The 14,258-nt window shown below is 41.6% G+C and carries 13 protein-coding genes, 1 tRNA gene and 1 pseudogene; 13 read left to right on the top strand and 2 right to left on the bottom strand.

Annotated features, from left to right (window positions below):
* Nucleotides 1-7: 7 nt before the first annotated feature.
* On the bottom strand, nucleotides 8-817 hold the full coding sequence (locus tag BLS44_RS14650) for an SDR family oxidoreductase (RefSeq protein ID WP_090390885.1): 810 nt from the start codon (nucleotides 815-817) through the stop codon (nucleotides 8-10).
* Between the two features lie 72 nt (nucleotides 818-889).
* Between BLS44_RS14650 and BLS44_RS14655 the strand changes: the two genes are divergently transcribed.
* Both BLS44_RS14655 and BLS44_RS14660 read left to right on the top strand, forming a co-directional pair.
* Complete coding sequence (locus BLS44_RS14655) at nucleotides 890-3,337, top strand: bifunctional glycoside hydrolase family 9 protein/polysaccharide deacetylase (protein ID WP_090390886.1); 2,448 nt, start codon at nucleotides 890-892, stop codon at nucleotides 3,335-3,337.
* A gap of 134 nt (nucleotides 3,338-3,471) precedes the next feature.
* A tRNA-Lys gene (locus tag BLS44_RS14660) sits at nucleotides 3,472-3,544 on the top strand.
* 733 nt (nucleotides 3,545-4,277) lie between these two features.
* On the opposite strand, the pseudogene BLS44_RS27175 reads toward BLS44_RS14660, so the two are convergent.
* A pseudogene (locus tag BLS44_RS27175) lies at nucleotides 4,278-4,610 on the bottom strand (recombinase family protein); the annotation flags it as partial.
* A 441-nt stretch (nucleotides 4,611-5,051) separates the two neighbouring features.
* Here BLS44_RS27175 and BLS44_RS14675 point away from each other — a divergent pair.
* From BLS44_RS14675 to BLS44_RS14730, 11 genes are all read left to right on the top strand, one after another.
* Nucleotides 5,052-6,173 (top strand): helix-turn-helix domain-containing protein, encoded by a 1,122-nt coding sequence (locus BLS44_RS14675; RefSeq protein WP_090390889.1) that lies wholly within the window; start codon nucleotides 5,052-5,054, stop codon nucleotides 6,171-6,173.
* A 173-nt stretch (nucleotides 6,174-6,346) separates the two neighbouring features.
* Nucleotides 6,347-7,042, top strand: coding sequence for a DUF4386 domain-containing protein (locus BLS44_RS14680; protein ID WP_090390891.1), 696 nt, complete (start codon nucleotides 6,347-6,349; stop codon nucleotides 7,040-7,042).
* On the top strand, nucleotides 7,032-7,451 hold the full coding sequence (locus tag BLS44_RS14685) for a DUF6326 family protein (protein ID WP_090390893.1): 420 nt from the start codon (nucleotides 7,032-7,034) through the stop codon (nucleotides 7,449-7,451). The genes BLS44_RS14680 and BLS44_RS14685 overlap by 11 nt, the downstream gene beginning before the upstream one ends.
* 98 nt (nucleotides 7,452-7,549) lie before the next feature.
* A complete protein-coding gene (locus tag BLS44_RS14690; RefSeq protein ID WP_090390894.1) occupies nucleotides 7,550-7,927 on the top strand; it encodes a hypothetical protein in 378 nt (125 codons plus the stop codon).
* Between the two features lie 37 nt (nucleotides 7,928-7,964).
* Nucleotides 7,965-8,999 (top strand): alpha/beta fold hydrolase, encoded by a 1,035-nt coding sequence (locus tag BLS44_RS14695; protein WP_090390896.1) that lies wholly within the window; start codon nucleotides 7,965-7,967, stop codon nucleotides 8,997-8,999.
* Nucleotides 9,000-9,007: 8 nt separating this feature from the next.
* Nucleotides 9,008-9,691: a hypothetical protein gene (locus BLS44_RS14700; RefSeq protein WP_090390898.1), complete on the top strand. Its 684-nt coding sequence runs from the start codon at nucleotides 9,008-9,010 to the stop codon at nucleotides 9,689-9,691.
* A 52-nt stretch (nucleotides 9,692-9,743) separates the two neighbouring features.
* Entirely contained in the window at nucleotides 9,744-10,001 is a 258-nt protein-coding gene (locus BLS44_RS14705; protein WP_090390899.1) for a hypothetical protein, read from the top strand.
* A gap of 53 nt (nucleotides 10,002-10,054) precedes the next feature.
* Nucleotides 10,055-10,249 (top strand): hypothetical protein, encoded by a 195-nt coding sequence (locus BLS44_RS14710; RefSeq protein ID WP_090390901.1) that lies wholly within the window; start codon nucleotides 10,055-10,057, stop codon nucleotides 10,247-10,249.
* 227 nt (nucleotides 10,250-10,476) lie between these two features.
* On the top strand, nucleotides 10,477-11,634 hold the full coding sequence (locus BLS44_RS14715; protein WP_143019788.1) for a hypothetical protein: 1,158 nt from the start codon (nucleotides 10,477-10,479) through the stop codon (nucleotides 11,632-11,634).
* A 686-nt stretch (nucleotides 11,635-12,320) separates the two neighbouring features.
* Nucleotides 12,321-12,899 (top strand): porin family protein, encoded by a 579-nt coding sequence (locus tag BLS44_RS14725; RefSeq protein WP_090391138.1) that lies wholly within the window; start codon nucleotides 12,321-12,323, stop codon nucleotides 12,897-12,899.
* 125 nt (nucleotides 12,900-13,024) lie between these two features.
* The gene (locus BLS44_RS14730; protein ID WP_090390905.1) at nucleotides 13,025-13,624 is read left to right on the top strand and encodes a porin family protein; all 600 of its coding nucleotides are present in this window, start codon (nucleotides 13,025-13,027) and stop codon (nucleotides 13,622-13,624) included.
* Nucleotides 13,625-14,258: the final 634 nt, after the last annotated feature.

The raw sequence follows: 14,258 nt of genomic DNA on the forward strand, positions 1-14,258 counted from the left end.
CCATTTGTTACTTTATCAACTCTTTGTTTTTAAAGTAAAATTTGTGAACCAGCTTGTCGGCAAGCGACGGGAAAAATTTATTCAGGAAAACGGTTTCCTTTCCGGTGGTGGTCATCACGATGGTTCGCTTTTTTTGTTTAATGGCTTTGAGGATCCGCAGGGCAACGGCTTCGGCCGTCATCATCCTGCCTTCATCCATGGGGTTTTCTTTTTGTTTCTCTCCTTTATCATTCAGCGCATTATCGCGGATGCTGGAAGCGGTAAAGCCGGGGCTTACCCACATTACATGCACCTGGTCATCGCGGAGTTCGGTCATCAGGCATTCCAGGAAGCCCTGCAGGGCAAATTTGCTGGATGAGTAGCCGGTCCGCCCCGGCAGTCCTCTGTAACCGGCAACGGATGAGATGCCCACAACGGTGCCCTTGCTTTCGATCAGCCAGGGGAGCGCAAATTTGGTACAATAAACGGCCCCGTAAAAATTAATGTCCATCAGTTTTTTTATCACCGCAACGTCCAGGTCCTTAAAAAGTCCGCGCATGCTGATGCCGGCGTTATTGATAAGGACATCGATGCGCCCGAAAACCTCAACCGTGGAGGCAATAAAACGCTGGCATTCGGCTTCTGCGCTTACGTCTGCAACGAGGGTATGTAAAAAAGAAGAGGGGTGCGCCGCCTGTAAGGCATATAATTTGTCATGGTTCCGCCCGCAGGTGGCTACTTTGGCGCCGAATCCAAGCAGGGCATCCACCAGGGCACGGCCAATCCCATCTGTTCCCCCGGTAATTACGACCACCTTATCTTTGTAATATTCGTTCATGCGGCTATTTGAAATATTTCAACAAACCTACTTATAAAATATTAAAAAATAACTTTTAATGCCGGGTATATAATGAAGAAAATACAGCTGGTGATCCTTTTGGGATGGGCTGCAGTAGCGGGTTATGCCCAGTCATGGGTACGGATCAATCAATTGGGCTACACCGAAAAAGATATAAAAGTAGCGGTGCTTGTTTCTAAAGACCGGATCCATTGCGGACATTTTTCTGTTGTGGATGCAACTACACACCAGTCCGTTTTTACCAGCCGGAAGGTACAGGCCTTTGCGGCCTATGCTGCTTTTAAACAAGGCTTCCGCTTAAATTTTACAGCGTTTAAAACGCCTGGCAGGTATTATATAAAAGCCGGGGGTATTGTTTCACCTGTTTTTACCATTAATAATGGTATATACGATGGTACTGCAGACTTTGTCCTGCAATATATGCGGCAACAACGTTCCCGGTTTAATCCTTTTTTGAACGATAGTTGTCATACGGAGGACGGATTTATAGTGTACCATAAGGATAAACGCAAAGATTCCACGCGCATCGATGTGGCAGGAGGATGGCACGATGCGTCTGATTACCTGCAATACCTGCCTACATCGGCTAACGCTGCTTTTCAAATGCTGTTTGCCTATATGATGAACCCCGGAAGTTTTGGCGATGCGTATGATGCTGCCGGGAAAAAGGGGGGCAACGGGATCCCTGATATCCTGGATGAAGCAAGATGGGGACTCGAGTGGATGGTAAAAATGAACCCGGGCAAAGAGGAATACTATAACCAGATTGCAGACGACCGGGATCACCGGGGTATGCGGCTGCCCAATGAGGATACGGTACACTATGGGCCAGGCATGGGTTTGAGCCGGCCGGTCTATTTTATCTCCGGCAAACCGCAGGGACCCAAATACCAGAACCGGACCCGGGGAGTGGCTTCCAGCGCAGGCAAATTTGCATCTGCCTTTGCCCTGGGTGCGAAGATCCTGAAGGGGTATGACCCTGCTTTTGCAGCGCAGCTGGCGGAAAAAGCAAGGGATGCGTATGCATTCGGAAAAAAGTATCCCGGTAATAACCAGACCATTCCTTTTGGTGCGCCGTATTTTTATGAGGAAGATAATTATGTGGACGATATGGAACTGGCTGCCCTTGCCCTTTACGAAACAGACAGGAAGCCGGACTATCTTACAGAGGCGCTGGATTTTGCCCGCCGGGAGCCTGTTACTCCCTGGATGGGTGCAGATACCGCGCGGCATTACCAGTGGTATCCGTTTGTGAACCTGGGGCATTATTTCGGGGCCCGGCAGGCGGCCGGTGCGAAAGAATACCTCTCTTTTATGAGAGCGGGTATTGAGCGGGTAAAACAGCGGGGGGGCGGCAATCCTTTTTTAATGGGTGTGCCTTTTATATGGTGTTCCAATAATCTTACGGTGGCGCTCTTAACACAGATCAGCCTTTATAAAGAAGCCAGTGGCGACCATCAGTATGACGAGCTGGAGGCGGCTATGCGCGACTGGTTGTTTGGCTGCAATCCCTGGGGCACCGGTATGATCTGCGATCTGCCGGAAGGGGGCGTAGCCCCCAGGGATCCCCATTCGGCATTTACCCATTTACATGGGTACAAAATTTCAGGGGGGCTGGTAGACGGTCCTATCTATGGAAGCATCTGGGATAAGCTGATTGGCATCCGGCTCTATAAGCCCGATAAATTCGCGGAGTTCCAGTCGCCCCTTGTTATTTATCATGATGATTATGGTGATTATTCCAGTAATGAGCCTACCATGGATGGTACGGCCAGCCTGAGTTATTATCTTTCGAAGATGCAGGCTGCAGCCCATGCACAAACGGCGTTGCGTACTGATAGTGAAGGGGCCGTTATCGGCTTTCCCGGCCGGAAGGTTTACCTGGTCTTTTCAGCGCACGACAAAGGGGAGGGTGGTTCCTATATTCACCGGGTGCTGAAACAAAACCGTGTAAAGGCCAGTTTCTTTTTTACAGGAGATTTTTTGCGTACCCCGGAGTTCCGGCCCCTGGTGGTGCAATTAAAAAAAGAGGGACATTATATAGCGGCCCATTCTGATAAACACTTATTATATAATGACTGGACAAAACGGGATTCGCTGCTGGTAACAAAAGAGCAATTTAAAAATGATCTTGAGTCCGCATACAAGACACTGGGCGGTATGGGCATTAAAAAAGGCCAATGGTTTTTGCCGCCTTATGAATGGTATAACAAAGCCATTGTGCAATGGGCAAAAGAAATGGGGTTGACGGTGATCAATTTTACACCAGGCACCGGTACCAATGCGGATTATACCTGGCCGGAACAATCCAATTATAAAAGCAGTGAGCAGCTGCTGGACCGGCTGACAAAAGTGGCGGAAGAAAAGGGATTGGACGGAAGCATCCTGCTGATCCATTATGGAACCGATGAACGGAGAAAGGATAAATTTTACAAACAGCTGGACAGGGTCATTTCATTATTACGGTCAAAAGGATATGAACCCGACCGGCTTCCTTAAACAAGGCAGTGCGTGGGGGCTCTTTGTAAAGCCCGGCATAAGAAAATTGAAAAAATATTTTGAGATTCATTGGTTTTTTTTTGGAGCAATAAATTGATTCCCTTATTTTTGCACTCCCAAACGGGAACGCAGTTGATTCCGTAGCTCAGTTGGTAGAGCAATACACTTTTAATGTATGGGCCCTGGGTTCGAGTCCCAGCGGGATCACTTGTAGGGACAAATCTAAAAATGATAGATTTGTCCCTTTGTTTTTGTCCAGTAACTTGTTATTATTCTGATAGATAAGTGTTATGGCAGAATTTATTTTTGAGGTTCGATGTTGAGTTCCGTCAAAAACCAAAAATTCAGGGAACATCGAACTCACGATTGCTCTTTTCTCTTCAATATCTCCATTCTCATAACGCCTATCAATGTTCGCTACTTTCTTTAAAGCATATGCCACCAGGTCTTTAATTTCAGTACCTACTATGGCTAAGTCATTTAATCGCTTCTCCAATTGCTCAATCCTGCTTTTAGTCATTTTCTTTAATTCCTGAAAATCGTCGTCCGCCGTTTCACCATCAGCGTTCTTTATTAGTGCGTTTTGATAAGGTTTATTCATGGAATCAATCTCATCTATTATACTGGCTCTTTCACTATTTTGGGCTTTGGTTTTATTATTGAAATCTCTTATAAAAGCTTCGATGAAAATATCTACAACGCCCTCCTTTGGAGATAAATACTGCAACTGCTTTAGAAAAGCCTTGTTAGAATCTTCTGCCTTAAATCTTGTTCCGCATGAGGACGTGCAATGGTAATAATTATAGTAAATCCCCATCTTGCCTTTTGAGGCACTTCCCGTTAACATCCGCTCACACTTTGGACATTTAAGAAACCCTCGCAACGGGAGATTTTCCGTTGAAACAATTTTAGGTTTTATAACTCGTCTTCTCCCGTCAAGAATATCCTGAACATCGTAAAACATTTTTTCACTAATTAGCGACTCATGTTGTCCAGTTACTAAATAGCCTGGTTCTTCTTTATACGGAGGAATGAAGATCTTGCCACAATACAACGGGTTTCGCAGAGCGACCCAAAAGTTATTTTTGCTAAACCGACCTTTACCATCGGTTTTTTGTCGTACTATTTTCCATATCTGTTCGGTATTGAAATTGTTTGCTATAATCTGTTCAAATGCCCATTTTAAAACAGGGGCTTCAAATTCATGTGGTGCAATAAATTTCTTTTTAGCTTCTGGCATTTTATTGATATACCCCAGTGGAGCCGTACCCATAGAAGCCAATTACAAACTGGTGAAGCTGCACAGTACGCATATTGTTGAAAGCGAGCTGGAGCGTATTAAGAATGACCCGGATTTACAGCATTTGATACAGCAGTTATGACTAAAAGAGATAACCACGTTACAAAATTATTTGTAATTATTATACGCAAATCTCTTTACAACTCAATATCTTTTGCACCCGAAAAATCTACTTTAGCTGTGTCCGATATAGGGTACAGGGTCAGCAGCTTGAAAACCCCAACTTAGCTGCGTCCGAAATTTGGGAGGAGATCACAAGTATGGCATCCTTAAAGGTACTCTCTAATTGCGAAAAGGCACTTGCGCAACATAGTCCGATAGTACTTTAACGGCAAGCGGGTCACCCTCTATTATTGTGAAATTTATTTTAGATTCCAATCTTGCTATCTTTGCTTTTCTACCAGTATATTGTTTATGAGTTATTTTTTTGTCACTGGCATTTCGATTGCATTATTTTTGACTGTAATCCTGTTAACGAAGAAAAAGAAGTATACAACTGATTTTATTCTTGCTGGACTATTATTTTTTGCGGCCCAAACTATTTTTCATTCATTTTTATTGGAAACCGGCTTGTATTTAACTTGTCCAGACTTGTTTGTTCTTGGCTTTTCCAGTCCCATAATAGTCGCCGTATTTTTATATTTATATACTAGGTACCAAACCCACAATATTCAGTTTCAATGGCGGGATCTTTGGCATTTCGTGCCTGCTGCAATTATCTTTCTGATTTATACTGGCTTTTTCTTTTTAAGTCATACTAAAAAACTGACTATTATGCAATCAGAAGGGGCCGGTTATGAATTTGAAAATTTATTAAGAATATCGGTGATTTATATCTCTGGCATTATTTATAGTTTTTTTTCGCTCAGGATTCTATTTAAATATCGTAGAAATATCAAAAATGAATTTTCCAATACAGAAAGGATTGAATTCAACTGGCTGGTATTTCTGATAATCGGAATATTGACAATTTGGTTAATAGTTCTGTTCGAGCAAAGCGAAAAAATAATTTCGACATCATCTACCATTTTTGTGATTTTGCTTGGTTATTTCGGCATCACACAGGTAAATGTTTTCGGGTCAAAAGTCGCTACCGTCTCCACTGTGGTTTTAATAGATGATGAAAAGGGGAAAGATCCCGATAAACTACCCCATCCGGTCAAATACCAATATTCCAATTTAAGTGAGGACGAATCTTTACAGATACATGAGCAATTATTGAAAATTTTAGAAAGTGAAAAGCCATTTTTAAATCCGGAGCTAACCCTGGCAGAACTGGCAAAGCTTATTCCTACCCATCCCAATAAATTGTCTGAGGTTATTAACAAATATGAGCGAAAGAATTTTTATGACCTCATCAATGAGCGGCGTATTCAGGAATTTTTCCGGCTCCTAAATATGCCCGAAAACAAGCAATATACCATCATATCACTTGCCTATGATTGCGGTTTCAACTCAAAAGCTTCGTTCAACCGGAATTTTAAAAGATATACCGGAAAAACACCAAGTGAATATCTGAACAGTCAGGAACAATGAAACATCAATAGTATCAATTCTCACTCAAGGAGTATCAATACCCACAGTTTATTTATTATCAAATACTTATGATGATGTAAGTTGTTTGTATTACAGTAGCCATTGAGACCTTGTATTGATTTTGCTTGACGATTTTTGCTTTCTGTCTTTCAATCTCCTTCAAGAAAAGAAACATGAACTTAAGTAAAAATACGGCGAGAGCTGTGGGTCTTATTTATCTGATTGTAATAATTACAGGAATGTTCAGCCTGGCCTATATTCCTCAAAAGCTTATTGACTGGAACAATAGCAGGGTAACGTTCAATAATATTACTACTTCAGCTTCTTTATTCAGATTTGGCATTTACAGCAGCGTACTCTGCTATGTCACATTTACCTTTTTGCCACTTTTCTTATACCGGCTTTTAAGAACTGTTAATGAGTCTCATGCAAGGGTAATGGTGATATTAGCATTATTAAGTGTGCCTTTATCGTTTAACAATTTGCAACATAAATATGCGGCACTAACGCTGATTGGAAAAGAATCCTTACTACAAAATATTTCAATAGAAGACTTACAAAGTAAACTAATGTTTTCTCTTCATCAGTATAATGATGGGATTTTGCTTACAACTGTGTTTTGGGGCTTTTGGCTTTTCCCGTTTGGGTTGCTGGTTTACAGGTCAGGCTTTATGCCGAAATTTTTAGGCGTTTTATTGATGCTGGGCTGCATTGGCTATTTAATAAATTTTACCGGAAATACTTTACTTGAAAATTACTCCCAAATCGGGATAGGAAAATATATGAGTATGCTTCCGGCAGTTGCAGAAATCGGTATCTGTTTTTGGCTGCTATTTTCTGGTTTACAAATAAAGAGAAATGAAAAGTAAAAAATATCAATACGAAGATTTCAAAATCAATGTCAAACTGGTGCTTTCAGCACTTTGGGCTTCCGTGATGTTTCTTTACATCTATGGTGACTATTTTGAATTATACGTTCCCGAAAAAGTTGCAGGCTTGATAAACGGGCAAAACATATTGAATACTCCTTACAAATTGCTTTTTGCAACTATTATTTTGACACTTCCATCACTAATGATTTTTCTTTCACTCATACTAAAGCCAAAATGGAATAGAGTTTTTAATATTTCAATTGGCGTATTTCTAACGCTGTTCACTTTGTTTGTGGGAGTTTCTTCTTTTACTGAATGGAGAACATTTTATGTGATGCTGTCTTTTTTAGAAAGCATTATTACATCAATTATTGTGTGGAATGCGTGGCACTGGCCGAAGGATTAAGTATTTATGTTTATAAAAAATACAACTAAATACACTGAAGCAACTAATAAATTTTAAGCAATTATTCTTTTTATATAACATATCTAAAACTTTAAAAAATGAAACTACTTAAAACATATCTTTTTGTTGGATTAATCATTTTACTCGTGACCTCTTGCAAAAAATCAGGTTCAGGTACTGATAATACTTATCCTAAACAAGTGAGTATAACTTATAAGGTTAGCAGTACAACAACGAACAACCTTGCTTCAATAACGTATGATAATGAAACCGGAGGGCAAACTACTGCTAACAACCCAACATTACCATTCACGAAAGTCATCACTAAAACTGTAAACAAAAATAACATTGTAACGCTTGGATATTTCGTTAATCCTGCTCAAACCGTAAAACTGGAAATATTGATCAATAGTGAGGTTGTGAAGTCTCAGGTATATACTAACCCTAACTCGTCAATGTCATATACTTTTCAATAAAGCAAGTTGGGTATAATAAAATCAAAAAGTATGTAGCATGAAAAATTTGTTTAGAATCTATTTAACCGTCATAACCCTGTCAGTATTCTCATTTTCCTGCAATAAAGAAAGATATATCAACGAACCTGGTAATCTTGTTCCCAAAACCGTAATTGAAGACAACACACTTCTGTCAATAACTGTGAATGGTGCAAAGCTGCATTCCGAAGCTTTTGGCCCGGAAAATGGCACATTAATTATATGTATTCATGGTGGGCCCGGAGGCGACTATCGTTACATGCTTAATTGCAAAACCCTCGCAACAAAAGGTTATAGAGTTGTTTTTTACGACCAGCGGGGTGCAGGTCTTTCTCAACGTTTTCCAAAAAGTTGGTATAAGTCACAGGGTAGTGATGCCATCAATAAAATATTTTACGATGAATTGAGAGGTGTTATAGCTCATTATAAAACATCCGCTTCGCAAAAAGTAATTCTATTAGGGCAATCCTGGGGAGCCATGCTAGCTACCGGATACACTGGTAAGTATCCAAATGAGGTAAATGGTTTAATTGTTGCTGAGCCGGGTGGCTTAAAATGGGATGATGTGGTTGATTATATTTCAGAATCCCGGTCTTTCAAACTATGGAGCGAAGCATTAAATGATGCTACCTATATTGACCAGTTTATGACTGGCAAAGAAGACCAGCACGAAATCTTAGATTACAAAGCTGGCTTGATGGGTTCTACAAATGCAATAGTTGGTGATTTAGGTTCTGATTTAGGTAATAATGCACCTTCTTATGTTGCTTCCCGAAGTGGTGCAGTTGTTAATGCTGCATCGTATGAATTAGGACAAGATGTCAAGCCCGATTTTTCGGCTGGTATCAATAACTTTTCTACCAAAACACTTTTTATATATAGCTCTAACAATAAAGCTTATCCTGGTAGTTGGGCAGAAAAGATTTCATCAGCTTACCTCAATAAAGAAATTTTTAAAGCACAGGGAGTAGGTCATTCGGGAATGTTCGACCAGGTAAATTTCTGGACAACAACTATGGAACCTAAGATTATTTCTTATATACAATCATTATAACAACAGATATGAAGGCTATTACTCTAAAATATATTATAGCAATTATTGCTTTTTCTTTTTTTCAAAATAAAATGTACGCACAGGCTGTTAATTGGGAAAATACGTCTAAACAAAACAAGAACCTCTTACATGCTAATATTGGCGCAGAATATGGCGTAACGGCTGGTTTGGGCTATCATCGCTTAATACCCATTAAAAAATTTCCTTTATGGATTGGGGGCGAATTTTCTGTGCCATCAGGAAATCAATTGGCAGATGATTTTAAGGTTAGGTTAGGTACACATATAAGGATTGTTGCATTAGATCATTTTCAATTTTCAGCGAGAGTTCAGGGTATAGCAAGGCGGTATCACAATCAGTCGGTTACACTTTTCAATTTTGGAAGTGATTTTGCCGGAACACTGGGCTATTATCGAAAACATTGGTTTTTGGGAGCTGAAGCCGGTTTTGATAAAGCCATTGTTACACACTTTAAACACAGTGATTGGTACAAAAATAATATCTATGATAATGTGCAGGATGGCTGGTATGAGCCGGCAACCGGGGGCAATTTTTATTATGGATTGCAAGGCGGCTTTTCTATGAAAAAAACAGATATTACTCTCAAAACAGGGAAAGTTTTACAGCAGAGTTTTCAATCACAGCCATTGCTACCATTTTATGGACAACTTGGAGTGAATTTTAGCTTTTGAAACGATTGAATAGGATAAAGAATTATTAAACATTCTAAAATTTGAAGAAATTATGAAATTCATATTCAATAAAACAATTTTATGTGTAACACTTTTTTGCTATTCGTTTGGCTTACTAACTGCACAGACAAATAAAAAATATTCAAAGGAAGTTGAAATTAAAATACAACAAGTTGAACAAAATTTGGCAAGTTGGGTAGAAATAGAAAATACACCAAAATGGAATTTGCAGGAAAGAATGAATTATTACAAAATAAAAGGAATAAGCATTGCGGTGATTAGGGATTATAAAATTGACTGGGATTTTTAGTTTTAAAAATGTTGGCAGTATTCTTTATAATTCAACAAGTTCATAGGTTGGTTATGAATCAAATTAAAATTTATAATGCCGAAGTATTCTTCGGCTTTTTTTTATTTGGAGCGCCGCAGATCGCAGGCGTACCGGCGGAGCTGCTGATGAACAATACAGGATTAAAAGTAGTGGTGGAAATTGATGCATTATTCGCTGTGCATTGCAAAAGGAAATTCCGGGTTGGAAATTTTAATGTTTATCCATAAATAGCAGGAACATATAGCCGCAACCCTAATTGGCTGCTGTCTGTATGCTTGCACCCCCATAAATTATCTTAATTCGCCTGCGGCCAACAATGTGTCTTTTATAGAGCAGAAGTACAAATATATTTTATCCAACAGTTGTTGAAACGGGCTCCGTAAGAAAATCAGGATGTAAATTGTGTTCTTTATACCTGAAAGGGCCCGATTTATAAAAATTTAAACAACTTCAGATGATGGGAATCAGGACAATGACCGTTATCACAGTTCTTCTGGTTTTGAGTGCCGGCAGGGGCCGGGCGCAGAAATTTTATTTTAAAGATGTTTCCAAACTATCAGGGTTTACCAATGCAAAGGGTATTCACCAGGATGGCAATTTAGCATTGTGCAGGGATCGCAGCGGTAATTTATGGGGGATTTTCGGACATACCGCGAAGGGGGAACTGAAAGTATGGAAAGGTGCTTCGGCTGACCGAATGCATTACCGTTATGATGCGGCGCTGAATTTTAAACTGGGGGCAGCCGGGCTCGCGTTTGATAATATCCCTTATCCTGATGGACCAAAATCCCGGGGGCAGATCTGGCCCCTCGGTTTATACATAGATTCTAATGATACCTTTTATTGTTATATACATAATGAAACGGGATGGTACGCGGGAGGTACGGGCTATACCATTAATGAACAATTTGAAGGAGAACCTGATTTTCGTCATATTGGCCTAATGACATCAATAGATCACGGACACACGTGGAATTTTGACGGGTGGATTATAACGGCTCAGGAAAAGAGTTATTCCACCAGGTATTTGCCTGATCCGCAATTGAAAGGAGGGCAGGAAGGACCGGAATATGCATTGGGGGCCGGGGACTGCAGCTTGTTTGAAAACCCCAATGATGAATACCTGTACCTGTTTTATACAAAAATTTATACGAAGAACGGCACATTCACTGACAGCACCTGCGTAGCCAGAGCGCTGAAGAAGTCTCCCGGGACCTGGAATAAATGGTACAATGGCGCGTGGACACAACCCGCTAATAACGGGCTTGAGTCCCCGATCTATGGGCATCAGGGCTATGGACCGTCTGTAGCATGGAGCAGGTATTTAAAAAAGTATATTATCGTCTCCAGCTACCGGGCAGGTTGGGATCCCAAAGGCAAATGCTCTCTTCAGCTATCTGTTTGCAGTGATTGGGAAAATCAGCAATGGACCCCACCTGAATTACTGGATGCCTGCAAAGGGGATACGCTGATTGTTCCGTCGGTTTATTTGACGATTACGAATACGTATACCTCCGGCAATATTAAAGTAGTGGGCAAGACTTTCAGCATATTCCATAATTTATGGGCGAATGATATTAAAAGGGTGGAGGTGACCACGCGCAAAATGTAAGAAATGAGTGGCTTTTTTTTGAAAAAAGCCGGTAGGGGGCAGGGCGAACGCATCTGATTGCAATATTGATCCGCTCCGGGGGGCATTGTGTTTATAACAGATGTATTATTTTCATCAACCAGGCTCCCCGGGGAGCTCGTGTTTGTTTGAGCCTGCCGATGTTACGCGGGTTCCTGGGAGCCGGGGTTTCTCTTTAACACCCTGCCACAAGCCGGTGCACTTACAGTGCCTGATCATGTTGCTGCTTCCCTTCTTTTTTCCGATTGATAATAAGCCGGCATCAAAATTATTTCTTTTCTCGGTCAGTGAGGACACTGACCGTGGCGTGGTCCGTGGTTTGTGTCCTCACAAACCACTAGTAATTACGCATTTTAATAAAATTGATTCCGGTTCATTATGAGATGCATTTGCCCCGGGAGTAACGATGCCGTCAATCAAATTGCCATATTCTGTAAGGAAGGAATTGGCGCCCTCTTTCTAAAGCCGCCGCGACGTTTTCCGGGTCGATGAACTACGGGTTAAATCAGAATGGATGGGTACATGTGCTCCTGCACTGAGCAGGCAGCTTCATTACCTGGTATAAATAGCCGGTCCGTTAAGTGGAACGGGTTCTTTGTTAATTGGCCGTGCTGCCGGCAGCCTGATCATTGCAGTTTTGCTGTGTCAATTAAACAAAAATCAAAATGATGAAAAAGACACTTCTGGGATTGGGCATTGTTTTAGGTACAATGGCGTCCGCACAATCTGCAACCGGGCCCCGATTCGGTATCAAAGCCGGTGGCAACCTTTCCACTTTAACCCATGAGGAGGCACGATCTAAAGCCGGTTTCCACGCAGGCGTGTTTATGAACGCTTCTGTCGCCCGGAATTTCAACATCCAGCCGGAGGTCGTGTATAGTGCGCAGGGGGCTACAACGGACGATAAAAATAATGTAAAGAACAATAGGTACAATCTCAATTACATTAATGTACCGATAATGCTCCAGTACTACGCGATACCGGCGTTTTACCTGGAAGCAGGTCCGGAATTTGGTTTCCTGGTAAGTGCCAGGAACAGATACGAATTTGAGGGAGAAACTATAACAGAAGACCAGAAACAGTACACCAGATCGTTCAATGCCGGTATAGGATTGGGAGGCGGTTACCGGTTTACACCCGGCTTTAGCGCTTATGCCCGTTTTAATGCAGGATTAGCCAGTATGTCCAAAAACAACAACGGGATGAAGCAGAATAACTTCTCTTTAGGGGTAAGTTATATGTTCTGATAAGAAGAACCTATATAAATGGCCGGTTGGCTATGGCTGGTATTGCATATGGATTGGAGCGTTAGCCGGTACCAACGGTAGTAAAATCAATCAAATCGAAAATATTTTTACAAAGATTTCAAAGCATGAAAAAAGTATTCTTGGGAGTAGGTGTTATTTTATGTACAATGGCATCCGCACAGTCTGCACCCGGGCTGCGATTCGGTATCAAAGCGGGAGGTAATCTTTCCGGGTTAACCAACACAAAGAAGGCGGCAGGTATGGATATGCAGTCTAAAACGGGTTTCCATGCAGGTGTAATGATGAATGCACCCATTGCCCGGTGTTTCAGTATTCAGCCGGAAGTCCTGTACAGCGGGCAGGGCGCTAAAGAAAAAAACAGCAATGTTCGGTTAAGGTGGAATTTAGGATACATCAATGTACCGGTGATGTTCCGGTATCATGCCACACCCGGGGTTTATATAGAAGCAGGCCCGGAGGTTGGCTTATTGACAAGCTCGAAATTCAGGTACAAATTTGAAGGAGAATCCATGACTGAAGACGCTAAAAAGGGAACGAAATCATTCAGCTTCGGTATGGGACTGGGCGCCGGCTACCGGTTTACACCCAACCTCAGCATCAACGCACGTTATACCGCGGGGTTTTCCGACATAATTAAGAAGAATACGGATGCTGCTGCTGTTAAGAATAGAAGCACCTCCTTAGGAATTGGCTATACTTTCTGAAAAAGAAAAATAGCATTAATAATAACGAATAACACCGGCATGGAGGTGGAAAATTCCAACGTCAATTTCATGATGACAGTTCCTGGTGCTTCCCCGCCTGCCATTGATTCCTGAAAAAAATAAGGATGCAGCACCGGTTCGGTCTGGCAGGGCACGGTTACAGAAAATAGTAAGCCAGCGAGGCCTTAAAATGAATATCAGGAAAGATAACACCACTGCCGTAGTAGCTCAAGCCACAGGTTTCAGCGGGACCCGGACATTGACAGACAATACTTTTAAGGCTAACTTTTTGGTCGGGTGTTAAAGCCCCGGCTAAGGGGGATTATTCCCGGACAGGAAAACGATCAGGGGGGAAGAGAATAACGGCAAATTTATCCGCCGGGACCCGGAACCGGGTCAGACTTAACCATAATAGCTGATTTCAGTATGGGAGTTCCTTACTGATCCGGATCTTTCTGTTGAAAGGCTGGCGCCCGCAATAGTCATGAGTAAGGCTGCCATTTAAACAAAGCTGAAAGCTCTTGCCGATAACACCCCTGAGGTTTTTTGAGGCGTTTAATAGGTGATCTTTAACTACGGGTAAGGCGCATCGCCTGATATGTTTTCCGGCCCGGTGTTCAATAGCGCTTTATCC

The organism is Niabella drilacis, from assembly GCF_900101395.1.
In the GTDB taxonomy this organism is placed as follows: domain Bacteria; phylum Bacteroidota; class Bacteroidia; order Chitinophagales; family Chitinophagaceae; genus Niabella; species Niabella drilacis.

Excerpts from the sequence above, each read along its gene's own strand:
- BLS44_RS14715 (WP_143019788.1), top strand. The coding sequence starts at position 10,477 with ATGATGGGAATCAGGACAATGACCGTTATCACAGTTCTTCTGGTTTTG.
- BLS44_RS14690 (WP_090390894.1), top strand. The coding sequence starts at position 7,550 with ATGAAACTACTTAAAACATATCTTTTTGTTGGATTAATCATTTTACTC.
- BLS44_RS14700 (WP_090390898.1), top strand. The coding sequence starts at position 9,008 with ATGAAGGCTATTACTCTAAAATATATTATAGCAATTATTGCTTTTTCT.
- BLS44_RS14685 (WP_090390893.1), top strand. The coding sequence starts at position 7,032 with ATGAAAAGTAAAAAATATCAATACGAAGATTTCAAAATCAATGTCAAA.
- BLS44_RS14650 (WP_090390885.1), bottom strand. The coding sequence starts at position 817 with ATGAACGAATATTACAAAGATAAGGTGGTCGTAATTACCGGGGGAACA.
- BLS44_RS14680 (WP_090390891.1), top strand. The coding sequence starts at position 6,347 with ATGAACTTAAGTAAAAATACGGCGAGAGCTGTGGGTCTTATTTATCTG.
- BLS44_RS14730 (WP_090390905.1), top strand. The coding sequence starts at position 13,025 with ATGAAAAAAGTATTCTTGGGAGTAGGTGTTATTTTATGTACAATGGCA.
- BLS44_RS14705 (WP_090390899.1), top strand. The coding sequence starts at position 9,744 with ATGAAATTCATATTCAATAAAACAATTTTATGTGTAACACTTTTTTGC.
- BLS44_RS14655 (WP_090390886.1), top strand. The coding sequence starts at position 890 with ATGAAGAAAATACAGCTGGTGATCCTTTTGGGATGGGCTGCAGTAGCG.
- BLS44_RS14710 (WP_090390901.1), top strand. The coding sequence starts at position 10,055 with ATGAATCAAATTAAAATTTATAATGCCGAAGTATTCTTCGGCTTTTTT.
- BLS44_RS14695 (WP_090390896.1), top strand. The coding sequence starts at position 7,965 with ATGAAAAATTTGTTTAGAATCTATTTAACCGTCATAACCCTGTCAGTA.
- BLS44_RS14675 (WP_090390889.1), top strand. The coding sequence starts at position 5,052 with ATGAGTTATTTTTTTGTCACTGGCATTTCGATTGCATTATTTTTGACT.
- BLS44_RS14725 (WP_090391138.1), top strand. The coding sequence starts at position 12,321 with ATGAAAAAGACACTTCTGGGATTGGGCATTGTTTTAGGTACAATGGCG.